This window comes from Falsiroseomonas sp. (assembly GCF_030695085.1).
In the GTDB taxonomy this organism is placed as follows: Bacteria; Pseudomonadota; Alphaproteobacteria; order Acetobacterales; family Acetobacteraceae; genus Falsiroseomonas.
Genome location: NZ_JAUYTS010000231.1, coordinates 53744 through 76305 on the forward strand (window position 1 = coordinate 53744; position 22562 = coordinate 76305).

22 protein-coding genes are annotated in these 22562 nt (G+C 69.9%); 15 read left to right on the forward strand and 7 right to left on the reverse strand.

The window, feature by feature from the left end:
• Together Q8S40_RS23965 and Q8S40_RS23970 are read right to left on the reverse strand one after the other, a co-directional pair.
• Entirely contained in the window at window positions 1-882 is an 882-nt protein-coding gene (locus tag Q8S40_RS23965; RefSeq protein WP_305672420.1) for a DMT family transporter, read from the reverse strand.
• Window positions 883-899: 17 nt separating this feature from the next.
• Window positions 900-1682, reverse strand: a complete 783-nt coding sequence (locus tag Q8S40_RS23970) for an aldolase (RefSeq protein WP_305672421.1) — start codon at window positions 1680-1682, stop codon at window positions 900-902.
• A gap of 126 nt (window positions 1683-1808) precedes the next feature.
• Between Q8S40_RS23970 and Q8S40_RS23975 the strand changes: the two genes are divergently transcribed.
• Window positions 1809-3056, forward strand: coding sequence for a Zn-dependent hydrolase (locus Q8S40_RS23975; RefSeq protein ID WP_305672422.1), 1248 nt, complete (start codon window positions 1809-1811; stop codon window positions 3054-3056).
• Between the two features lie 107 nt (window positions 3057-3163).
• A complete protein-coding gene (locus tag Q8S40_RS23980) occupies window positions 3164-4498 on the forward strand; it encodes a hypothetical protein (protein ID WP_305672423.1) in 1335 nt (444 codons plus the stop codon).
• 6 nt (window positions 4499-4504) lie between these two features.
• Here the strand turns inward: Q8S40_RS23980 and Q8S40_RS23985 are convergent, their stop codons facing one another.
• Window positions 4505-5266, reverse strand: a complete 762-nt coding sequence (locus tag Q8S40_RS23985; protein WP_305672424.1) for a VIT1/CCC1 transporter family protein — start codon at window positions 5264-5266, stop codon at window positions 4505-4507.
• 332 nt (window positions 5267-5598) lie between these two features.
• Between Q8S40_RS23985 and tkt the strand changes: the two genes are divergently transcribed.
• Window positions 5599-7545, forward strand: a complete 1947-nt coding sequence (tkt, locus tag Q8S40_RS23990) for a transketolase (RefSeq protein ID WP_305672440.1) — start codon at window positions 5599-5601, stop codon at window positions 7543-7545.
• A 31-nt stretch (window positions 7546-7576) separates the two neighbouring features.
• Window positions 7577-8596, forward strand: a complete 1020-nt coding sequence (gene gap / locus Q8S40_RS23995) for a type I glyceraldehyde-3-phosphate dehydrogenase (protein ID WP_304809767.1) — start codon at window positions 7577-7579, stop codon at window positions 8594-8596.
• A gap of 38 nt (window positions 8597-8634) precedes the next feature.
• Here the strand turns inward: gap and Q8S40_RS24000 are convergent, their stop codons facing one another.
• Complete coding sequence (locus tag Q8S40_RS24000; protein ID WP_305672425.1) at window positions 8635-9024, reverse strand: DUF6636 domain-containing protein; 390 nt, start codon at window positions 9022-9024, stop codon at window positions 8635-8637.
• A 135-nt stretch (window positions 9025-9159) separates the two neighbouring features.
• On the opposite strand from Q8S40_RS24000, the gene Q8S40_RS24005 reads away from it, so the two are divergent.
• Together Q8S40_RS24005 and Q8S40_RS24010 are read left to right on the forward strand one after the other, a co-directional pair.
• Window positions 9160-10350, forward strand: a complete 1191-nt coding sequence (locus Q8S40_RS24005) for a phosphoglycerate kinase (RefSeq protein WP_305672426.1) — start codon at window positions 9160-9162, stop codon at window positions 10348-10350.
• 159 nt (window positions 10351-10509) lie between these two features.
• Window positions 10510-10719, forward strand: a complete 210-nt coding sequence (locus Q8S40_RS24010) for a hypothetical protein (protein ID WP_305672427.1) — start codon at window positions 10510-10512, stop codon at window positions 10717-10719.
• Window positions 10720-10745: 26 nt separating this feature from the next.
• Here the strand turns inward: Q8S40_RS24010 and Q8S40_RS24015 are convergent, their stop codons facing one another.
• Both Q8S40_RS24015 and Q8S40_RS24020 read right to left on the reverse strand, forming a co-directional pair.
• Window positions 10746-11576 (reverse strand): ChaN family lipoprotein, encoded by an 831-nt coding sequence (locus Q8S40_RS24015; RefSeq protein ID WP_305672428.1) that lies wholly within the window; start codon window positions 11574-11576, stop codon window positions 10746-10748.
• 93 nt (window positions 11577-11669) lie between these two features.
• Window positions 11670-12665, reverse strand: a complete 996-nt coding sequence (locus Q8S40_RS24020) for a tripartite tricarboxylate transporter substrate binding protein (protein ID WP_305672429.1) — start codon at window positions 12663-12665, stop codon at window positions 11670-11672.
• A gap of 109 nt (window positions 12666-12774) precedes the next feature.
• On the opposite strand from Q8S40_RS24020, the gene Q8S40_RS24025 reads away from it, so the two are divergent.
• From Q8S40_RS24025 to Q8S40_RS24050, 6 genes are all read left to right on the forward strand, one after another.
• Entirely contained in the window at window positions 12775-13494 is a 720-nt protein-coding gene (locus Q8S40_RS24025) for a DUF1028 domain-containing protein (protein ID WP_304808033.1), read from the forward strand.
• 8 nt (window positions 13495-13502) lie between these two features.
• On the forward strand, window positions 13503-14714 hold the full coding sequence (locus tag Q8S40_RS24030; RefSeq protein WP_304808032.1) for an MFS transporter: 1212 nt from the start codon (window positions 13503-13505) through the stop codon (window positions 14712-14714).
• Window positions 14715-14747: 33 nt separating this feature from the next.
• On the forward strand, window positions 14748-15713 hold the full coding sequence (locus tag Q8S40_RS24035) for a Gfo/Idh/MocA family protein (protein WP_305672430.1): 966 nt from the start codon (window positions 14748-14750) through the stop codon (window positions 15711-15713).
• On the forward strand, window positions 15706-16371 hold the full coding sequence (locus tag Q8S40_RS24040; RefSeq protein ID WP_305672431.1) for a histidine phosphatase family protein: 666 nt from the start codon (window positions 15706-15708) through the stop codon (window positions 16369-16371). Before Q8S40_RS24035 ends, Q8S40_RS24040 begins: the two co-directional genes overlap by 8 nt.
• Window positions 16372-16439: 68 nt before the next feature.
• Complete coding sequence (locus tag Q8S40_RS24045; RefSeq protein ID WP_305672432.1) at window positions 16440-17597, forward strand: sensor histidine kinase; 1158 nt, start codon at window positions 16440-16442, stop codon at window positions 17595-17597.
• 53 nt (window positions 17598-17650) lie between these two features.
• Window positions 17651-18322 (forward strand): TylF/MycF/NovP-related O-methyltransferase, encoded by a 672-nt coding sequence (locus Q8S40_RS24050; RefSeq protein ID WP_304808025.1) that lies wholly within the window; start codon window positions 17651-17653, stop codon window positions 18320-18322.
• On the opposite strand, the gene pobA is transcribed toward Q8S40_RS24050, so the two are convergent.
• Window positions 18323-19507: a 4-hydroxybenzoate 3-monooxygenase gene (gene pobA, locus Q8S40_RS24055; protein WP_305672433.1), complete on the reverse strand. Its 1185-nt coding sequence runs from the start codon at window positions 19505-19507 to the stop codon at window positions 18323-18325. It lies immediately after the preceding gene.
• A gap of 196 nt (window positions 19508-19703) precedes the next feature.
• On the opposite strand from pobA, the gene Q8S40_RS24060 reads away from it, so the two are divergent.
• The 3 genes from Q8S40_RS24060 to Q8S40_RS24070 form a co-directional block, all read left to right on the forward strand.
• Window positions 19704-20363, forward strand: a complete 660-nt coding sequence (locus tag Q8S40_RS24060; protein ID WP_305672434.1) for a chloramphenicol acetyltransferase — start codon at window positions 19704-19706, stop codon at window positions 20361-20363.
• Between the two features lie 68 nt (window positions 20364-20431).
• Complete coding sequence (pehA, locus tag Q8S40_RS24065) at window positions 20432-21991, forward strand: phosphoric/sulfuric ester hydrolase PehA (RefSeq protein ID WP_305672435.1); 1560 nt, start codon at window positions 20432-20434, stop codon at window positions 21989-21991.
• An 11-nt stretch (window positions 21992-22002) separates the two neighbouring features.
• Window positions 22003-22562: ABC transporter substrate-binding protein (locus Q8S40_RS24070; RefSeq protein ID WP_305672436.1), on the forward strand; the 560-nt coding region annotated here is incomplete at its 3' end.

The window sequence follows — 22562 nt, forward strand, 5'->3', positions numbered from 1 at the left end:
TCAGCCGCGCACCGCCAGTATCACCCCCCCGATGGTCATGGACAGCGCCACCACCTCCCGCACCCCCAGCGCCTCGCCGAGGAACAGCGCGGCCGATGCAACGCCGATCACCGGCGTCAGCAGGGTGCCGGAGGCCGCGGCCTCCGCCGGCAGGCGCCGCAGCGCGGCGAACCAGGCGAGGTAGCAAAGGCCGAGCGGCCCGATGCCGCCATACAGCAGCACCGCCCAGCTCCCCGCCGACAGCGCCCCGAAATCGGGCGTCTCCACGGCCAGTGCGCCAATCAGCAGCGGCACGCAGCCGAGGGTGAGCTGCCAGGCGGCGGAGGCGGTGGGCGGCAGCGCCATCGGCCAGCGTTTCGTCACCACCGTGCCGAGCGAGAACAGCACCGCGGCCGACAGCGCCACCGCCACCCCCGGCAGCTTGGCCAGCCCGAGATCAAGCCCGGAGCCCAGCACCAGCACCAGCAGCCCGCCAAGACCCAGCGCCAGCGCGGCAATCCGCATCCGGCTCGGCGGGTCGCCCAGGATGATCCAGGCGAAGATCGAGGCCCAGACCGGCATGGTGTAGCAGACGATGGTCGCCTCCCCCGCCGCCAGCCACAGCAGGGAAAAGGCCGCGAGGCCCATCCAGGCCGTGACGTTCAGCAGGCTCGCCATGACCAGCCGCGGCCACAGGACGCGCGGCACCCCCAGCGCCTCCCCCTTCCAGCGGGCGATGGCGAACAGCAGGGCGATGCCGATGGCGGCGCAGGCCAGCCGCATGGAAAACGGCGGCAATTCCACCAGCAGCAGCTTCATCGCCGGCCAGTTCAGGCCCCAGCCGACCACCGTGACCAGCAACAGCGCCAGGCCGCGCGGGTCCAGCGCTGCGCGGGGGGTCAATCCCGCCGCGGGGCGGCTCAATCGAGGTAGTCCGGCTCCTCCTTCGCCAGGCGGCGCTTGATGCTCTCCAGATGCAGCACCGCGCTTTCGCGGTCGCCGAGACGCATCTGGTCATAGGTCTTCTGCGCCATCTCCGGCGGCACCGGCTTCAACGGGCGGCCGGTGGACAGCGCCAGGCGCTGCGCCTCCGCCGCGCGTTCCAGGTAGTACAGATCGTCCCAGGCCTCCGCCGCGCTGGCGCCGACCACCATGACGCCGTGGTTCTTCATGAAGACGATGTCGGCATCGCCGATGGAAGCCGCGATGCGGTCGCCTTCCCGCTCATCCAGCGCGAGGCCGTTGTAGTGCTCATCCACCACGGTGCGGCCGTAGAATTTCAGCGCGGATTGCCCGGCCCAGGCGAGCGGCGGGCCTTCCAGCATGGCCAGTGCCGTCGCGTTCGGCATGTGGGTATGAAACGCCGCCTTGGCGCGCGGCAGGTTCTTATGGACCCGGGCGTGGATGTAGAAGGCGGTCGCCTCCGGCACGCCCTCGCCGGCCACCACATTGCCTTCGTAGTCGCAGATGAGGAGGCGGGAGGCGGTGATTTCCGCGAAGGCCCAGCCATAGGGGTTCACCAGGAACAGATCGTCCCGCCCCGGCACCACCAGGGAGAAGTGGTTGCAGATGCCTTCATGCATGCCGAGGCGGGCGGCCATGCGGAGGGTCGCGGCGAGATCGACCCGCGCGGCGCGCACCGCATCGGCATCGAGTTCCGAATTGCGGAGAATGGCAGGGGCAGCGTTCAGCGCATGCGCCATGGCGAGGGCCTTTCACGGGGTTTCCGCCCCAATGATTCGCAGCACCGCCGGCCGCCTGCAAGCCTGCGATCTGGCCAATCGGGGCATTCCGGCGCAGATGATGCGCAGGACGAATGGGGTGGCAGGATGAGCGGCACCAACCAGCGGATTGACGGCCAGCGCCTGTGGGACAGCCTGATGGCCATGGCGCGCCACGGCGCCACGCCCAAGGGCGGCGTGAGGCGGCTGACGCTGACAGATATCGACAAGGCGGCACGCGACGATTTCCGGTCTCAGTGCGAGGCGCTGGGCCTGACGGTGCGGGTGGATGCCATCGGCAACATGTTCGCCCGCCGCGAAGGCCGCGACCCCACGCGCCTGCCCGTGCTGTTCGGCAGTCATCTGGATAGCCAGCCCTCGGGCGGGAAATACGATGGCGCGCTTGGCGTGATGGCGGGGATGGAGGTTATGCGCACGCTGCACGACCTGAACATCACCACCGAGGCACCGCTGGAGTTGGTGAACTGGACCGATGAGGAAGGCAGCCGCTTCGGCCTGTCCCTGATGGGCAGCGGCACCTGGGCCGGGGTCTATCCCATCGAACGCAGCTACGCCCTGCCCGACCAGCAGGGCGTCACCGTGGAACAGGCCCTGAAGGACATCGGCTACCAGGGCGAGCACCCGGCCGCCCCCTTCCCGGCCGATGCCTATTTCGAGTTGCACATCGAACAGGGCCCGATGCTGGAGGCCGGTGGCCAGATGATCGGTATCGTCACCGGCGCGCAGGCGCAGGTCTGGTGGGATGCCTGCATCACCGGCCAGGACAGCCACGCAGGCACCACCCCGCCCGCCTCGCGCCGCGATGCGCTGGTGGCCGCGGCGCAGGTCATCACGCTGGTTGATGGTCTGATGCGGGATCGCGGCGAGGATGGGCGCGGCACGGTGGGCTTCCTCAAGGTGGAACCCAACAGCCGCAACGTGATACCGGGCGAGGTCCGCTTCAGCATCGAATTCCGCCACCCGGACAGCGCCAATATCGACGGGCTGGCGCGGGATTTTCCGGCCATGGCGGCCGCCGTGGTGGCGGAAACCGGCTGCAGGCTGGAACTGACCCAGGTGCTCCACTATGCGGCACAGCCCTTCGACGCGGACTGCGTGGCGCTGGTCGAGCAGGCCAGCCAGCGCCTCGGCTACCCTGCGCGGCGCATGGTCTCCGGTGCCGGGCATGATGCGGTCTATGTCGCACGGCGCATGCCGGCGGCGATGATCTTCTGCCCCTGCAAGGACGGCCTGAGCCACAACGAAGCCGAAAGCATCGAGCCTGCGGAGGCCGAGGCCGGTTGCCAGGTCTTGTTCGAGGCCGTGGTCGCGCGGGCCAACCGCAGCTTGCGATGAGGCGCCGAAGTTCGCATCGTGCCGCGCAACTTTCACGTGATTGAGGCGCTTGGCGCGGGGCAGGTCCTGCTCCTCGCCCGCAATCACCCAAGGAGAGCCCGCGCATCATGAACCCGACCACCTGGCCACGTCCGGCCCAGATCGCCGCCGGTCTCCTGCTGCTGTTCGGCGTGATCGGATGGATCACCGTTATCTCCGTCAGTGGCGATGCGCGGGAGGCGCGGGAGCTGGCCGCGCGAACCGAAACGCAGCGCGCCGGGCTGGAATCAACCCTGGCCACGGAACGCGCCGCCAGCGGGGCGCTGCCCGCCATCGAGGCGCGGGCGCAGGCGGCCGAGCAGGCGCGCGTGGCGGCCGAGCAGCGGGCGCAGGAACTGACGGCGCAGGCCACCGCTGCGGAACAGCGCCTGGCGGAGCTGAACCGGCAATCCGAGGCCGGCCGGCAGGCGCAGCAACAGGCCGAGCAGGCCGCCCAGGCAGCGCAGCAGGCGCGTGATGCCGCGGCGCAGGAAGCCGAGACGCTCGGCAGCCGGGCCGCGGAACTGCAGGACCAGATCCGCCAGTCCGAAACCCGCCTGACCGAGCTTCGCAGCAGCGTCGAGGAGGCCGAGACGGCGCAGACCCGCGCCGCCGAAAGCCGTGACTCCACCGCGGAAGCGCTGCGTGGCCTGGAAGCCCGCGCATCAGAGCTGAATGCCGGCGTGCAGAACGCCGAGCAGCGGCTGAGGGAGCTGACGCGGGAGTCAGGGCAGGCACAGGAACAGCTGACCGGGCGTCGTGCCGAGATTGCCGGGGCCGAGCAGCGGCTGCGCGCCCTGCGCGACCAGACCGCGTTGATGGAGAACGACCTGACCGCCCGCCGCTCCGCCCTGGCCGAGGTGCAGACCCGGCTGGAGCAGGCGACGCAGGGCGCCGAACAGGCCGCCAGCCGCCTGTCCTCGACCCAGTCCGATATCAGCCAGGCGACCCGCCAGGCCGGCGAAGCGCAGCAGCGCCTCGCCACGCTGCGGAACGAGACGGCCGCGGCCGAGGCCGAGCGGGATCAGCGCCGCCAGGCAGCACAGCGCGCCGAGGCTGAGGCGGAGCGGCTGAACCAGGCTCGCCAGACGGCGGAGCGTGAGGCGCAGCAGGCCCAGACGCGGCTGGAGGAGGTCTCCGCCGAGTTGCGCGCCGCCACGGAGCGTCTGTCCGGCCTGACCGCGAATGTGGAGGCGCAGACCGCCCGCCTCTCCGAGCTGCGCCAATCCGCCGAGCAGGCCGGCGCCGCCCTGGCGGAACGCCAGCGGGCTGCGGCGGAAGCCGCTCGCCAGGCGACGGAGCTGACCGAGCAGACGCGCCAGGCCCAGGCCACGCTGACCCGCCTGCGCGAGTCCATCGCCCAGCAGCAGCAGCAGCAGAACCAGCAGCAGAACCAGCAGGCGCCGAGGCAGCCGGCGAACTGAGGCGGTTCAGCCGAGCGTGGCGGCCAGGAGCCAGGCCGCCACCGCCGCGAGACCCCCGATCGCGAGGGCCTGCAAGGCCCCGCGCAAGGGCGGCAGATCCTCCGACCGCGCCCGCAAGCCGCCGAGCGCGGCCAGGGCGGCGAAGGTGGCAGCGGCAGACCAGCCCAGCGCCGCGCCCGGGCCGGCAACCATATAAGGCAGCACCGGCAGCAGCCCGGCCAGCACCTGCGCCCCACCCAGGATGGTGGCGGACCGGGCGGCGCGGCCGGGATCGGGCTCCGAGAGATCCAGCTCGAAGCGCATCATGAAATCGACCCAGCGCCGGCGGTCACTGGCAATGGCCTCCACCGCCTGCCGCAACACCTGCCCGCGCACGCCATAGCGGTGGAGGATGGCCGCGACCTCCCACCGCTCCCGGTCCGGGTAGAGGTGGCTTTCCTCCTCCTCCCGCGCCCGTTCCAGCTGGTAGCGTGCCGCTGCATCGCGCGCGGCCATGGCGCTGCCCAGCCCGGCCGCGACCGCGCCACCGGCGGCGGCGGCGAGGCCGGCGAGGATGGTCGGGACGGGCGCGGTGCCCAAGCCGGCCAGCGCCGCGGTCACCGCGAAGGGCAGCACCAGCCCCTGCGCGGCGCCGGCCACCACTTCCCGCATCGGGGACAGCGCGGCGAAATGCCGTTCCTCATGCGGCGGGCCGGGCGGCATCGGCGGCAGGCCGTCCCGCGTCGGCTCGGACGGTGGCTCCTGGACTGGGGTGGTTGCGATCTGCATGGCGGACACCCTACCCGGCCCGCGCCCCCCAAGTCACGCGCAGAAAGCCCGCAGGGCGCCTGCAACGTCTTGTGATAAAACGATTTTATGGGAATGAGACGCATCCTCATCCGGGCGTCCCCGGCCGCCGGCAGAACGGCGCACGCCGCCGACCTCGCGGGGCGCGGTGGCGCATCGGGTTGTCGCAGGCCCAACCGATGTCTATAGGCAGGGCCATCTGGAGTATCCCCTTGGCCACCACCGAACCCGATAGCCAGCCCCGCGCCGAGCCGACCGCCGCCCAGGCTGCCCAGGCGCTTCTGCTTGCCCGCCCTGCCAGCGAGGATCGGCGCATGGCCGATGCCATCCGCGCGCTGGCCATCGATGCGGTCGAGCAGGCGAAATCCGGCCATCCCGGCATGCCGATGGGCATGGCCGATGTGGCGACGGTGCTGTTCACGCGCTTCCTGAAATACGATGCCGCCGACCCGCGCTGGCACGACCGGGACCGCTTCGTCCTGTCCGCCGTGCATGGCTCCATGCTGCTCTATGCGCTGCTGCACCTGACCGGACAGGAAGGCATGTCCATCGAGGACATCAAGCGCTTCCGCCAGCTGCACTCCCCCGCCGCCGGCCACCCGGAATTCGGCGAGCATCCGGGCATCGAGACCACCACGGGCCCGCTCGGCCAGGGCATCGCCACCGCGGTCGGCATGGCGCTGGCCGAACGCATGCTGGCGGCGCGCTTCGGCAAGTCCCTGGTGGACCATCGGACCTGGGTGATCGCCTCCGACGGCGACCTGATGGAGGGCATCAGCCACGAGGCGGCCTCCTTCGCCGGGCACATGAAGCTGGAACGGCTTTGCGTGCTGTATGACGACAACAACATCTCGATCGATGGCGATACCTCGATCTCGCTGTCGGATGACGCGCTGCGCCGGTTCCAGGCCTATGGCTGGGCGACCCGCCGCGTCGACGGCCACGACCATGAACAGGTCGCCGCGGCGATGGCCTGGGCGATGCGGAACCGCAAGCCGACGCTGATCGCCTGCCGCACCATCATCGGCTTTACCGCGCCGACCAAGGCCGGCACCGCCTCCAGCCACGGGGCACCGCTTGGCAAGGCGGAAGCCGATGCCGCGAAGGCCGCGATGGGCTGGAACCACGCGCCGTTCGAGGTGCCGGAAGGGCTGAAGGGGCGCTGGGAGGAAGCCGGCCGCCGCGGCGCCGGCACCCGCCGGTCCTGGCTGAAGCGCCTGGCCAATCACGCGCAGAAGGACGAGTTCGAGCGCGCCATGGCCGGCCGTCTGCCGGAATCCTGGCATGAGCCGCTCGCCGCCTTGCGCGCGAAACACGCCGAGGACCGGCCGAAGATCGCCACCCGCATCGCCTCCCAGCGCGCGCTGGAAGCGCTGGTGCCCGCGGTGCCGGAGTTGGTTGGCGGTTCGGCCGACCTGACAGGCTCCAACAATACCAACGTCAAGGGCATCCCCGCCGTCTCGCCAGGCAATTTTGCCGGCCGCTACATCCATTACGGCGTGCGCGAGCACGGCATGGCGGCGGCGATGAACGGCATGGCGCTGCATGGCGGGCTGATCCCGTATTCAGGCACCTTCCTCGTCTTCGCCGACTATCTGCGCCCGGCGCTGCGCCTCGCGGCGCTGATGCGCCAGCGCGTCATCCATGTGCTGACGCATGACAGCATCGGCCTGGGCGAGGATGGGCCGACGCATCAGCCGGTGGAGACGCTGGCCTCGCTGCGCATCATCCCGAACCTGGCGGTGTTCCGCCCGGCGGATGCGATGGAGACGGCGGAGTGCTGGGAATTGGCGGTGAAGCGCGCCGATGGTCCCTCCGTGCTCGCTTTGTCGCGGCAGAACCTGCCGGCGCTGCGCGCGGATTCGGGCGAGAATCGCTGCGCCCGCGGCGGCTACGTGCTGGCCGAAAGCTCCGGCGCCCGGCGCGCCACGCTGATCGCCACCGGATCGGAGGTGCATCTCGCCATCGCCGCCCGCGCGACGCTGGAGGCGGAGGGCATCCCGACCGCCGTGGTGTCCCTGCCCAGCTGGGAGCTGTTTGCCCTGCAGGATGAGGGCTACCGGAACCTGGTGCTGGGTGACGTGTTGCGTGTGGGGATCGAGGCGGCGCTGCCCTTCGGCTGGGATCGCTGGCTCGGGCCGGACGGTATCTTCATCGGCATGCAGGGCTTCGGCGCCAGCGCGCCGGCGGAAGATCTGTTCCGGCACTTCGGAATCACGGCAGAGGCTACCGTGGCGGCGGTGAAGAAGCGTCTCGGCTGAACAACGTGCAGACAAAAGGGGATTGATGACCATGACGGTGAAGGTTGCCATCAACGGCTTCGGGCGCATCGGCCGCCTCGTTCTGCGTGCCATGATCGAGAGCAACCGCACCGACGTGGAATGCGTCGCGATCAACGACCTCGGCAGCGTCGAGGCGAATGCCCACATGTTCCGCTATGACAGCGTGCATGGCCGCTTCCCCGGCGAAGTGGCGGTGGACGGCAACAAGCTGATCATCACCGCCAACGGCCGCACCTATGCGCCGATCGTCGTCAGCGCCGAGCGCGACCCGTCCAAGGTGCCGTTCCAGGGCGTCGACGTCGCCATGGAATGCACCGGCATCTTCACGGCGAAGGACAAGGCCTCCGCCCTGATCACCGCCGGCGCGCGCAAGGTGCTGATCTCGGCGCCGGGCGACAATGCCGATGCCACCATCGTCTATGGCGTGAACCACCAGGTGCTGACGAAGGAGATGACGGTCGTCTCCAACGCCTCCTGCACCACCAACTGCCTGGCGCCGATCGCCAAGGTGCTGCACGACAATTTCGGCATCGTGCGCGGCTACATGGTGACCATCCACGCCTATACCGGCGACCAGAACACGGTCGATACGCTGCACAAGGACCTGCACCGCGCCCGTGCCGCGGCGGTCTCCGCCATCCCGACCAGCACCGGTGCCGCCAAGGCCGTGGGCCTGGTGATGCCGGAGCTGAAGGGCAAGCTGGACGGTACCGCCATCCGCATCCCGACGCCGAACGTCTCCCTCGTCTCGCTCGACTTCGTGCCGGCCAAGGAAGGCATCACGAAGGAGGAGATCAACGCGGTGATGAAGGCAGCGTCCGAGAGCGGGCCGCTGAAGGGCATCCTCGGCTACAACACGGCGCCGCTGGTTTCCATCGACTTCAACCACGACCCGCACAGCTCCACCTTCGATGCGACGCAGACGCAGGTGGTGGATGGCGCGCTGGTGCGCGTGATGTCCTGGTACGACAATGAGTGGGGCTTTTCCAACCGCATGTCGGACACGGCGGCGCTGTTCGGCAGCCTGTAGGCCCCGTTTTGGGCGCGGGTCCTGCCCGCGCCCATCTCCTAGAACAGGCGCAGCCGCGCGCGGGCCATCTCGAAGCCGCGGCCCTCCGCATTGCTGCAGCGCAGGCCCTGCGGCGCCGCGCTGCAGGACAGACCCTCACCCTGCCACGCGCCGCCATAGGCCAGCACCGGCGCCTTCGGGTCCGTCACCGTATCGCCATGGCAGACCGGCGCCGCCGGGCCACGCCGGCCCAGTTCGATGGCACCGCCCCATTCCAGGTCGCAATCCGCGGGGCGCTGCGGCGGGCGGTAGCTGAACTGCATCGCCTCGCAGCGCAGCACCCCTTCCCACACCCCGCAGCGAATATTGCCGGAAGGCAGGCGGAACCCGTCCTCGGCCGCGGCCAGGCCCGGCAGCAGCGCCAGGGCCGCGACCCATCGCGTCATCATGATCCGGTTCTCCTCGCCGCGATCCTGCCGCAGCGGCCTTGCCGGATGGTTGATGGGGCGGGCCGGATTCCCCATTGCGTCAAAATGCGTTACCAGCAGGCCACCTGCCCCCACCCGCCGCGAGGACTTGACCCGATGCCGCACCGTACGCTCGACAGCCTGGACGCCAAAGGCAAGCGGGTGCTGCTTCGCGCCGACCTCAACGTGCCGGTGCGCGACGGCGTCATCACCGACCACACCCGCATCGAGCGTCTGGCGCCGACCATCCGCGAGCTGGCCGAGAAGGGCGCGCGCGTCATCGTCTGCAGCCATTTCGACCGGCCCAAGGGCAAGCGGGTGCCGGAGATGTCGCTGAAGCCGATGGTGGCGGCGCTGTCCGCCGCCCTCGATCGCCCGGTCGCCTGGGTGGATGACTGCATAGGGCCCGAGGCCGAGGCCGCCGCCGCCGGGCTGGCGGATGGCGAGGTGCTGCTGCTGGAGAATACCCGCTTCCACGCCGGCGAGGAGAAGAACGACCCGGCGCTGGCAGCGAGCCTGGCGAAGCTGGCCGAGGTGTTCGTGAACGACGCCTTTTCTGCCGCGCATCGCGCGCATGCGAGCACGGAAGGCGTGGCGCACCTGCTGCCGGCCTATGCCGGGCGGCTGATGGAGGCGGAGCTGAAGGCGCTGGATGCGGCGCTCGGCAATCCGGCCCGCCCCGTGGTCGCCATTGTCGGCGGCGCCAAGATCTCCACCAAGCTGGAGCTGCTTGGCAATTTGACGCGGCGGGTGAATGTGCTGGTGATCGGCGGCGCCATGGCCAACACCTTCCTCGCCGCCCAGGGCCACGCAATGGGCCGGTCGCTGCAGGAAGCCGAGATGCATGAGACGGCGCGCACCATCATGGCGGAGGCGCAGGCCGCGAATTGCGAGATCCTGCTGCCGGTGGACCTGGTGGTGGCCGGCGAATTCGCCGCCCAGGCACCGCACCGCACCGTGGGCATCGACCGGGTGCCGGAGGATATGATGGCGCTGGATGTCGGGCCGGATACGGTGGAGCTGGTGGAGAAGCGGCTGCGCCAGGCTTCCACCCTGGTCTGGAACGGCCCCTTCGGCGCCTTCGAGATTCCGCCCTTCGACACCGCGACGGTGGCGGTGGCGCAATCCGTCGCCGGGCTCACGGCCTCCGCCGGGTTGAAATCCATCGCCGGTGGCGGCGACACGGTCTCCGCGCTGCGCCATGCCGGGGTGCTGGACCGGCTGACCTATGTCTCCTCCGCGGGCGGGGCGTTCCTGGAATGGCTGGAGGGCAAGACCCTGCCGGGTGTGAAGGTGCTGGAGGCGTAGGGAGGCGGGATTCACGATTTCTCAATCTGAGGCGCCGATTCCACTATAGGTTGCTGGATCGTTAACGGCGCATTTCGGCACTCTGCCGTCATGCGCCCCATCCGACCGACCTCCGCGAAATCCGCCTACCGATTCACGGCTCATTCAGACCTTCGCTTCATGGTCGTTCGCATGATCGCCATGAACTCCCTCTCCGCCTTCACGGCGGAAGTCTCCCGCACGCAGGGCGCCACGCAGGTGCGCGGCGCCAGCGCGTCCCCGCAGCCCCTGCAGCCGATGCCGGCACCGCAGCAGCGCACGCTGGATGCGATGCCGGCAGCGCCCGGCACGCCCCTGCCCCGCGGATCGCTGCTCGACCTCCGGGTCTGACAATCGCCGCGCTGCCCGCAGCGCGGCTAGCCCTTCGGAGCGTGCGCCACCGGCTCCTCCGGCCGGTCGAGCCGGAACACCGCCTCCGCGATCCCGGCCATCTCCGCCGTGTCCAGCATCGCCGCCTCGGTCGGGGCCAGCACCACCACATCCAGGATGCCGAGGTCACGCAACTGGTGTGGCGTGCCATGGCCGTAATCCAGGTGGCCGCGGCCGATGATGCCGATGACCAGGGGCGCCGGTCCCTCCGCCGCCGCGATATGCCGGGCGATGTTGCAGGCGAAGGCGCGGTCCCAGACCTGCTGGGCGCGCAGGAAGCGGTCCGTGATGCCGGCCTCCGCCCGTCCGGTCAGTTTCGCGATATAGCCGCGATGCCCCGCGGTGGGTGGCGCGGCAGGGGTCAGGCCGTCGCGATCCTCCTCCGCCACTGCGTCCCAGCCCTCCTGTCCCACGCGCGTGACCAGCGGGCGGTGGCAGTTCAGCGCCAGCATCGGCACGGCCTGCTGGCGGCAGAAATGGAACAGCGGCAGGTAGATCTCGGGCGGGAAACCCCACACCGTCTCCCACTCCACCTGTTGCAGGAATTCGGCGGTGCGGAGGCCGCCCGCTACCCAGCGGTCCAGCACCGGCTGCACCCGGCGGGGAAACATCTCGAACCCCACCGCCAGGTCCGGGCGCAGCAGATGCAGGCAGGTGGTGACCTGCAACTGCCAGCGGTGGATTTCCGCCACATCATGGGTCTCGCCGAGCAGCACGGCCTGGCGCGTGGCGAGGCGCCGCATCAGCCCTGGCATGTCGAGCAGCGCGCCCGTGCCGGGGTCCATCCAGCAGGCGCGGGGGTGCGGGATGGTGGTCATGCGGGGTCTCGAATTAATGCGAATGATTCTCATTCACATGAAGCGGCGCCGCATGGAAGCCCCCGCCACGCAGCGTGGCGGGGGCGCGGCCGCTCAGCCGGTGGCGATGCCGCCCTCGCGGATGATGGGCGTCCAGCGCGCCACCTCCCGCGCGATATGGCCGGCGAAATCCGCGGGCGTGCCGCCAACCACCGTGCCGGCCTGCGCGTCGAAGATGCGCTGCTTGATGTCCGGCATGGCGGCGATGCGGCCGAACACCTGGTTGATCTCCCGCGCCAGTCCGGCATCCATGCCCGCAGGCGCCACGATGCCGTGCCAGACCGCAACCTCGAATCCCGGCAGCACGGTGGAGATGGCGGGTGCATCCGGCAGCAGCGGCGTGCCCGCGGCATTGCCCACCGCGATCGCCCGCGCATTGCCGGCGCGGATCTGGCCGATGCCGGAGGAGACGGTGGGGAAGCCGAACTGCGCGTCGCCACGCATCAGCGAGGTCACCATCTCCGCGCCCGAGCGATAGGGCACATGCACCATGCGGATGCCGGCTTCCTTCAGGAACAGCGCCATGAACAGGTGGCTGCCATTGCCGTTGCCGGCCGAGGAATAGGTGAAGCCGTCCGGCCGGGCCTTCGCCTGGTCGATCACCTGCTGGATGGTCGTGGCGGTGACGGAGGGATGCGCCATCAGCACCGCGGGCAGGTTCACCAGATGGATGATCGGGGTGAAGGCGGTGGGCGGGTCGTAGGGCAGGCTCGGGATCAATTCCTTGCCGATTGCATTGGCGCCCACATCGGCCATCATCAGCGTCAGCCCATCCGGCCGTTCCCGCGCCACGGCGGCGCCGCAGATGGTGCCGCCGGCGCCAGGCCGATTCTCCACCACCAGGGTCTGGCCGCCGGTCACCTCGGCGAATTTCGATGCGACGGTGCGGGACAGCGTGTCGATCGCCCCGCCGGCGCCGAAGGGCACCATCAGGCGGATCGGGCGGTCCGGCCAGCCGGACTGGGCGCGCGCGATGGACGGCGCGGCGAGCAGCCCGAATCCTGCCCCGACAGCCGCCAGTACGTGGCGGCGCAACAGCTTGGTTGACATGTTTCATTCCTCCCATGAGACGTTGCAGCCAAAATGACCCACCATGGGCTGGCGCGCAATCACGGAACGGCATGTAGTGTCGCGCTGCCTCTTTGCTCGGATGCCCACCATGACCTGGTCCATCGTCGCCCATGATCCGGAGACCGGCGCCTTCGCCGTGGCCGTGACCACCTGCGCCTTTGCCGTCGGGGCGTCCTGCCCTTTCGTGCGGTCCGGCGTCGGCGCCGTCTCCACCCAATCCATGACCAACCGCTACCTTGGCCCGGTGGTGCTGGACGGCCTGGCGCGTGGCCTGTCACCGGCGACCGCGATTGAGAGCGCCCTGGCCGGGGATGAGGGCCGTGGGCTGCGCCAGATCCATGCGGTGGACCGGCATGGCCGCAGCGCCGCCTATACGGGCGGAAACTGCGTGGAATGGTGCGGCGACATCACCTCCGCGCATGTCTCCTTCGCCGGCAACATGCTGGCCGGGCCGGCGGTGCTGGCCGATACCTACGCCGCCTTCGTCACCAACCCCGACCTGAAACTGGCCGAGCGGCTGCTGGCCGCGCTGGATGCCGGGGAGGCTGCGGGCGGCGACCGCCGGGGCCGCCAATCGGCATCCATGGTGCTGACCACGACGGAGGATTTCCCAGACCTGTCGCTGCGCGTCGATGACCACCCGCTGCCGCTGGTGGAGTTGCGCCGGCTGTACGGCGTATGGCTGCGCGAACGCGCGCCGGGTCTGCGCGACCAACCCTCCCGCGCCCGGCCCGCCGGGCTGATCGACCTCGACGCCATCGAGGCGCGCTGGATGGCCAAGGGGCTGGATCTGCGCCTGCGGCGCTGAACCTCTTGATGTTCAAGCCGTGGGTTGCCGCGCTGTCCGCCACGCTGCTGATGCAGACCGTCGGCACCTTCCTGAGCCAGGCGGTGCCTGTGGTGGCGCCGCTGATGACGGCGGAGCTGGGTCTGCGGCCGGAGAGTGTGGGCAACTTCTCCAGCATCAACATCTTCGGTGCCATCCTGTTCCTGCTGTTCGGCACACCGCTGGTGGCCCGCTTCGGGCCGCTGCGGATGCTGCAGGTGGGGGCGCTGGTGGGCAGCCTGGCGCTGCTCACGGCGGCGGCGGGCATCGTCTGGCTGCTGCCCTTCGCGGCGCTGCTGATGGGGATCGGCTACGGCCCGGCGGGCCCGGCCGGCAGCCGCATCCTGCAGGCCACCGCGCCACCGCGGCACCGGGTGCTGATCTTTTCCATCAAGCAGGCCGGGGCGCCGGCCGGCGGCGCGCTCGCCGGGCTGGTCGCCGCGCCGATCGCGGCCGTCTATGGCTGGCAGGCGGCGCTGCTGGTGGGCATCGGCGTGGCGCTGGTCTGCGCCGTGCTGATCCAGCCGCTGCGCCCGCAACTGGATGCGGAGCGGGACCCGCAGCGACCGCTGCGCGGTGCCTTCACACTCCGCCAGCTCGCCGCGCCGGTGAATGCGCTGCGGATGCACCGCGTGCTGCCGCCGCTGACCCTGCAGGCCTTCGCATTTGCCGCCCTGCAGGGCAGCCTGTTCGCCTTCACCGTCACCTGGCTGGTGCAGCAACACGGCTTCACCCTGACCAGCGCCGGCAGCCTGTTCGCCGCCATGCAGCTGGCCGGGGTGGTCGGGCGGCTGGCGCTGGGCTGGGCGGCGGACCGCATCGGCGATGCCACGCGCAGCCTGGCCGTGCATGGGCTGGTGGCGGCGGCGCTGTCGGCGTTGTGGGTCGGCTTCGGGCCGGGGGCGCATTGGGCGCTGGCCCTGACGCTCGCCATCGGCGCCGGCTTCAGCGCGGCAAGCTGGAACGGGATCTTCCTCGCCGAGGTTGCCCGCGTCGCGCCGCCGGACCGGGTTGCGGAAGCCTCCTCGGGCGCCATCATGCTGTGTTTCCTGGGCTACCTGATCGCGCCCAGCGCCTTTGCCTGGGCCGTCACCAGCACCGGCAGCTGGACCCTGCCCTACTACGTGTTCTGCGGGTTGCTGGCGGTGGTGTCCCTGCTGGTGCTGGCACTGCGGGCTGGACGGGAGGCCGACAGGGGGTAAATCCCTGGGCACTGGCAAAGGGATATCCACCACATGACCGTCGCATTGGGCATCGTCGGCTTCGGCATCATGGGAGAACGCCTGCTGCGCGCGGCGCTGGCGCATGACGCGGCCGAAATACGGCCGGTGGCGGTGTGGGACCCGAGCCCCGCGGCCGCCGCGCGGCTGGCCGACATCGCCCCCGGCCTGCCGATGCTGGACAGCCCGGCGGCGGTGATCGCGGCCTGCGATGCGCTGTACATCGCCTCCCCGCCCAGCTCCCACCTGGAACACGCCAGCGCCGCCTTCGCCGCCGGCAAATCCGCATTGCTGGAAAAGCCGCTGGCCGCGGACCTCGCCTCGGCCCGCGTCTTCGTGGATGCGGCGGAGGCCAGCCATGCGCGCGCGGCGGTGAACTTCCCCATGGCCTCCTCCCCCGCCGTGGCGCAGCTGCGCGCCTGGCGGGCCGATCTCGGCGCGCCGCTCTCGCTCACCATCCGCGCCGAATTCGCCACCTGGCCGCGCGGCTGGCAGCACGCCGCCGCGGGCTGGCTGGCGAAGCGCGCCGAGGGCGGCTTCACGCGGGAGGTGCTGTCCCACTTCCTGTTCCTGACGCGCCGCCAGCTCGGCAAGCTGGTGCTGCTGGAGCGATCGGCGGAATTCCCGCCCGGCGACGGGGCGGAGATTGCGGTGCAGGCCCGGCTGCTGGCGGGCGATACCACCGTGACCCTCTCCGGCCAGGTCGGCGGCACCGACCGGGAGGAAAGCAATGAATGGCGGCTGGAGGCCGATTCCGGCAGCATCCGCCTGCGCGACTGGTCGCTCGCCGAGCGGCTGGCGGCCGATGGCCAGTTCCGCCCCGCGCCGGATGCCCTGCCGAATGAGAAGATGCGCCCGATGGTGCTGCGCGGCCAGCTTTCGAAGCTCGCCGCCCTGACCCGCGGCGAACCCCAGGACCTCGCCACGCTGCGGGAGGCGCTGGAGGTGCAGGAGGTGGTGGAGGGCATCCTTGGTGCCTGACCGCCGCAGCCTTCTCCTTGCCCTGCTGGCCAGTGGCCTCCCCGCCCTGCGGGCCACCGGCCCTGCCATGGCCCAGGCGCGGCTGGTGCCGCATGCGGCGGAAACCACGGAAGGCGCCGCGCTGGTGGCGCGGTTGCGCCAGGGCGGGCTGGTGATGTTCTTCCGCCACGCCGATACGCGCGGCGAGAATTGCGACCGCAGCTATCGCATCGGCGACCGCCCCGGCCAGCGCAACCTGTCCCCCGAGGGGCGCGCGCAATCGGCCCGGATCGGCCCGCGCCTGGCGGAGCTCGGCATCGCGGTGGCGCGGCCGGTGCTGGCCGGGCCGGTGTTCCGGGCGCGGGACACGGCGGAGCTGGCCTTCGGCGTGGTGGAAATCACCGACAGCCTGCTGGCGGATGACTATGCCGGCGGCCGGCTCGGCTGGGTGCTGGCGGAACATCGCCGCCTGTTCTCCGCCCCGGTGCCGCCCGGCACCAACCGCGTGCTGGTCGGCCACCGCACGCCGGCCATCATGGTCGCCGGCGACCCGGTGGGGGGCCGCGCCTTCCCCGAGGGCGCGGCGCTGGTACTGGCGCCACGCGGCGATGGCTTCGAGGTACTGGGCATACTGGACCCGGTGCCGCTGCCGGGCGGTGGGTTCCATGAATGCGGCTGATGGACGGATGACAAAGTTCTGAGCGCGTAGCGGAGGCAACCAGAAGCCCGCCGAACGCTTGGGGCAGCATGTCCATCACGCTACGTGCCGACCCCCGCGAAAACCTGGCGCAACAGGCCGCGCTGGCCCGTTTCGGCGAATATGCGCTGCGCTCCGACGATCTCGACCTCATCCTGCAGGAGGCCTGCCGGCTGGTGGCCGAGGCACTGGGCACGGAGCTGGCCAAGGTGGTCGCGCTCGGCCCCGATGGCACTACCCTGACGGTCCGCGCCGGCATTGGCTGGGCCCCCGGCGTGGTGGGCGAGCTGACCACCGACATCAGCTGTGGCCCGGAAGGCCTGGCGCTGCGGAGCGGAGAGGCCGTCGTCTCCCCCGACCTGGCGCAGGAGACGCGCTTCGAGGTACCGGAATTCATGCGCGCGCATGGCTGCCTGGCGAGCATCTGCGTCGTCATCGTCGGGGTGGACGGCGCCGCGCCCTATGGCGTGCTGCAGGTGGACAGCCAGCGGCCCCAGGCCTTCGGCGAGCAGGATGTCGCCTTCCTCCGCACCTACGCCAATCTGCTGGCTTCCGCCGTCGGGCGCATGCGCGCCAATGCCCGGCTGCGGCGCAAGGCGGACGACAATGAAAGGCTGCTGCGCGAATTGCAGCACCGCGTTAAGAACAATCTGCAGGTGATCGTGGCGATCCTCGACCTGCAATCACGCCAGCTCCGCGCCCCGGAGAGCCGGGCCGCCATGCGGAGCGTCGCCAGGCGGGTGGAGGCGCTGCGCCTGCTGCACGACAAGCTGCATCTGTCTGGCGAGGTGGATGAGCTCGACCTCGGCGAATACCTCGCCCAGCTCAGCGCCGGCCTGCTGAGCTTCCATGAGGGCAGCACGACACGGGTGCAACTGGCGCTGGAGGTGGAGCGCGGGCTGCTGGTTTCGCCGGACCAGGCGGCGCCGCTGGGGCTCGCGGTGAATGAGTTCATCACCAACAGCCTGAAGCACGCCTTTGGCGGCGGTATCGGCCGTATCGGGCTGGTCCTGGCACGCCACCCGGGGCAGCGCGCCCTGCTGCGCGTGTCGGATGATGGGCAGGGCCTGCCGGTGCCGCGGCCGAAGCATGGCACCGGGATGCGGATGATCGAGAATTTCGGCCGTCAGCTCGGCTCCGCCGTGCACTGGTCTTCCGACGGCACCGGAACCCGGCTGGAGATGACGATCCGCCTGCGCGGCACCTGAATGCCCGCGCCAGCGTTCCGGCGCAGGCCAACACGACAGGAAGGAAGACGGGTATGGACAGCAACATGCCGCCGCAATCCGGCTGGCTCGGTGAACCGGGCCGGATCTTCGACATCGACCAGGTCCAGGGCCTGGCTGCCGCGTTATCCTCGGCGGAATACGCCCAGGCTCATATGGGCGATGTGCCGCGTTTCGCGGACAAGGACGCACTGCTGCGCCATGCCGCCAGCCTGGCCCCGGCGGAGGGCCTGGTGCTGGAATTCGGCGTTTTCTCCGGCCGCACCATCAACCTGATGGCGGATACCCTGCCCGGCCGCCCGATCCACGGCTTCGATTCCTTCGAAGGCCTGCCCGAGGGCTGGCGCCCCGGCTTCGGCCCCGGCGCCTTCGCCCTGCCCGGCCCGCCGGAGGTGCGCCCGGGTGTGGAGCTCGTGGTCGGTTGGTTCGACCGCACCCTGCCCGGCTTCCTCGACCGCAACCCCGGCCCCGCGGCGCTGGTGCATGTCGATTGCGACCTCTACTCCTCGACCCAGACCGTACTGGCGCAGCTGCGGGACCGCATCGGGGCGGGCACCATCCTGGTCTTCGACGAGTACTTCAACTACCCGGGCTGGCAGCAGCACGAGTTCCGCGCCTTCCGCGAATTCACTGCCTGCGGCCGCGCCTATGAATATGTCGGGCTGGTGCCGTCGGACCAGCAGGTCGCGGTACGGATGCTGAAGTAGCTACACTTCGTAGGGCAGGCCGACGTAATTTTCCGCCAGCGTCGTCATCGCGGCGCGGCTGGTGGAGACATAGTCCAGCTCCGCCACCTGGACCCGGTGCTCGAAGGGGTCGGCGCCGTCGAAGCGGTGCAGCATGGAGGTCATCCACCAGGAAAAGCGCTGGCCCTTCCAGATGCGGCGCAGGCAGATCTCCGAATACTGCTCCAGCAGCGTCGCGTCGTTTTTCGTAAAGAACCGCTCCAGCCCGCGGGCGAGCACGCGGATATCGGCGATGGCCAGGTTCATCCCCTTGGCGCCGGTCGGTGGCACGATATGGGCGGCGTCGCCGGCGAGGAACAGGCGGCCATGGCGCATCGGCTCCACAACATAGCTGCGCATGGCGGTGACGCCCTTCTGGAGGATTTTCCCCTGTTGCAATTCATCGCCGCAGCCGAGGCGCTTGTGCAGCTCGTCCCAGATACGGTCATCAGGCCACTGGGCCAGATCCTCATCCGGCGCGCATTGCAGGTAGAGCCGGCTGACCGTCTCGCTCCGCATGGTCGCCAGCGCGAAGCCATCGCTGTGCCGGGCGTAGATCAGCTCCTCCGACACCGGCCTGCTATGCGCGAGAATGCCGAGCCAGGCGAAGGGGTAGATGCGGTCATAGACCCGGATGATCTCCTCCGGGATGGCGCCGCGGCAGATGCCGTGGAAGCCGTCGCAGCCGCCGATGAAGGCGCAGTCCAGCACCTGCGTCTGGCCTTCATGCGTGAAGCTGATGCGCGGGCTGTCCGTGGTCACGTCATGCACCGCGACATCGGCCACCTCGAACAGGATCGGCGGATTTCCGGAATGGGTGCCGGCGGACAGGCGGGCGGCGATGAGGTCCTTCACCACCTCCTGCTGCCCATAGATGGTGACCACCTTGCCGGTCAGGTCGGTCAGCGGGATGCGGTGGCCGGCGCCGTCGAAGCGCAGCTCGATGCCATGATGCGCGAGGCCCTGGCGGTGCAGGCGGTCGCCCACCCCTGCCTCCGTCAGCGTATCCACGCTGCCCTGTTCCAGCAGCCCGGCGCGCACCCGTTCCTCGACATAGGCGCGGGAGCGGGCCTCCAGCACCACGCTGTCGATGCCCGCCAGATGCAGCAGATGGGACAGCAGCAGCCCGGCGGGGCCTGCGCCGATGATGCCGACCTGGGTTCGCATCGCGGAATCTCCTTGGTCCTGCCATCCCATGTGCTGCGGCGGGATTGCCTGGCAACGGGGCGCCACGGGAATTGTTGTATAGCATAACAATTCCGCCTGCGGAGGCGTTGGTCGCGGCGCGGCATGGTCATGAAAGCGTCAAGCCCGCGCAACACGGCACGGGCTATGGCCGCTGGCATCCCAGGATGGACCCGACATGACCCCGTATCGCGACCCCGCCACGGCGAAGAAGACCCTTGGGCTGGCGCCCTGCATCGACCCCACCGCCAGCGTGCGCGACACGCGCTTCGGCATCTTCACCGAGGTCGGCGCCCGGACCTCCATCGCGGAGACCGAGTTCGGCGACTATTCCTACGTCGTGCATGACAGCCAGATCATCTATGCGACGATCGGCAAGTTCTGCTCCATCGCCAGCCACACACGGATCAATCCGGGCAACCACCCGCTGGATCGCGTTGCGCTGAACCACTTCACCTATCGCGCCAGCGCCTATGGCCTGGGCGCGGACGAGGCCGGTTTCTTCGATTGGCGGCGCGGCGCGCATGTGACGCTGGGGCATGATGTCTGGCTCGGCCATGGCGTCATCGTGCTGCCGGGGGTTTCCATCGGCACCGGGGCGGCGATCGGCGCCGGCGCGGTGGTGACGAAGGACATTCCGCCCTTCGCCGTGGCCGTCGGGACTCCGGCGCGGGTGCTGCGCTTCCGCTTCAGCGAGCCCGTCCGGCAGAGCCTGCTGCGCATCGCCTGGTGGGACTGGACGCGGGAGCAATTGGCAAGCGGTCTGGACGACATGCGGAAGATGTCCGCAGAGTCCTTCTGCGACAAATACGATCCCGCCTTCTGTCACGAAGTCTAAGCACCACCGTCACACGACGGTCGCTGTTGGCCAGCTAAGCCCCGCTCCAACAAATGGAGTGGCGCGGCATGGCCAGGCGGAAGAATGTTCTCCTCATCGTGGTGGATCAGTGGCGGGCGGATTTCGTGCCCGCCCTCGGCGCGGATTTCCTCCGCACGCCGAACCTGGACCGGCTGTGCCGCGAGGGTGTGACCTTCCGCAACCATGTCACCAACACCGTACCCTGCGGTCCGGCGCGCGCCAGCCTGCTGACCGGGCTGTACCTGATGAACCATCGCGCCGTGCAGAACACGGTGCCGCTGGATGCGCGCCACACCAACCTCGGTAAGCAGCTGCGGCTGATCGGCTATGACCCGGCGCTGATCGGCTACACCACCACCACGCCCGACCCGCGCAGCACCGGCCCGAAGGACCCGCGCTTCACCACGCTGGGCGATCTGATGGATGGCTTCCGCAGCGTCGGCGCCTTCGAGCCGAGCATGGATGGCTACTTCGGCTGGCTCGCGCACCAGGGCTACGAGCTGCCGGCGAAGCGCGAGGATATCTGGCTGCCGGAGGGCGAGGATGCCGTGCCGGGCGCAACCAACCGCCCCTCCCGCATTCCTTCCGAATTGTCGGACACCAGCTTCTTCACGGAAAAGGCGCTGACCTATCTGAAGGGCAAAGGGGAGAAGCCCTGGTTCCTGCACCTGGGTTACTACCGTCCGCACCCGCCCTTCATCGCGCCGGCGCCCTACAACACCATGTACGACCCGGCCGACATGCCCGCCCCGATCCGCGCCAGCCGGTGGGAGGAAGAAGCGGAACAACACCCGATGCTGCGCCACTACCTGCGCGCCATCGGCCAGGCCAGCTTCTTCCGCGGCGGCCAGGGCGCCGGCGCCGGGCTCGATGAGGCCAGCATCCGCCAGATGCGTGCCAGCTACTGCGGCTTGATGACCGAGATCGACGACGCGCTCGGCCGTGTCTTCGCCTATCTTGAACAGACCGGGCAGTGGGATGACACGACCATCATCTTCACCTCCGACCATGGCGAGCAGCTTGGCGACCATTGGCTGCTCGGCAAGCTCGGCTATTTCGACCAGAGTTTTCGCATTCCGCTGGTGGTGAAGGGCGCTGGCGCACAGCCGGGCCTGATCGACGACACGCTGACGGAAAGCGTGGATGTGATGCCCACCATCCTCGACCTGCTCGGTGGCGAAGTGCCGCGCGCCTGCGACGGGCGTTCGCTGTTGCCGGTCATCGCGGGCAACAAGCCCACCGATTGGCGTGACCTGCACCACTACGAATACGATTTCCGCGACATCCACTACTCCCAGCCGGAGACCGCGCTGGGCCTGACCATGGACACGTCCAGCCTGTGTGTCGTGCAGGATGCCGACTACAAATACGTCCACTTCGCCGCCCTGCCGCCGCTGTTCTTCGACCTCAAGCGCGACCCTAACCAGTTCGAGAACCGCGCCGAAGACCCGGACTACGCCGCCCGCGTGAAGGACTATGCGCAGCGCGCCCTGTCGCTGCGCCTGCGCCATGCCGACCGCACCCTCACCCATTTCCGCGCCACGCCGCAGGGGCTGGAGGAGCGCCGTCCGGCGCCACCCGCCCTGCGCGCCGCTGCCGCCGAATAAGGAGCATTCCGATGCAGATCTCCCGCCGACTGATCCTCGCCGCGCCGGCCGCGCTGGCGCTGCCGCGTTTCGCCATCGCGCAGGGCGACAACCGCCCCTCCATCACCATCGCCGTGCAGAAGGTGGTGAACAGCAACACCCTCGAAGTGCTGCGCGAGCAATCCAATGTGGGGGAGCGCGTGTTCTTCTCCTCGCTGTGGGAAGGGCTGATCAGCCGCGACTGGCTCGGCCAGCTCGGCGCCGTGCCGGGGCTGGCCACGGAGTGGAGCCGCATCTCCGACCAGGTGGTGGAACTCAAGCTCCGCCCCGGCGTGCGCTTCCACAATGGCGATGAGATGACGGCGGAGGACGTGGTGTTCTCCTTCTCCCGCGACCGCATGTTCGGCACCACGCTGGCCACCGCGCAGGGCCGCACCATTCCGATCGGTGAGGGCATGCCCGCGCCGCGCGCCGGCAAGGAATTGCCGCCGGAAGTGCCCGCCGTCGCCCGCCGTTCCTGGCCGGCGCTGGAGCGTGTGGAGGCCGTGGACAAGTACACGGTGCGCTTCCACAACGCGACGCCGGACGTGAC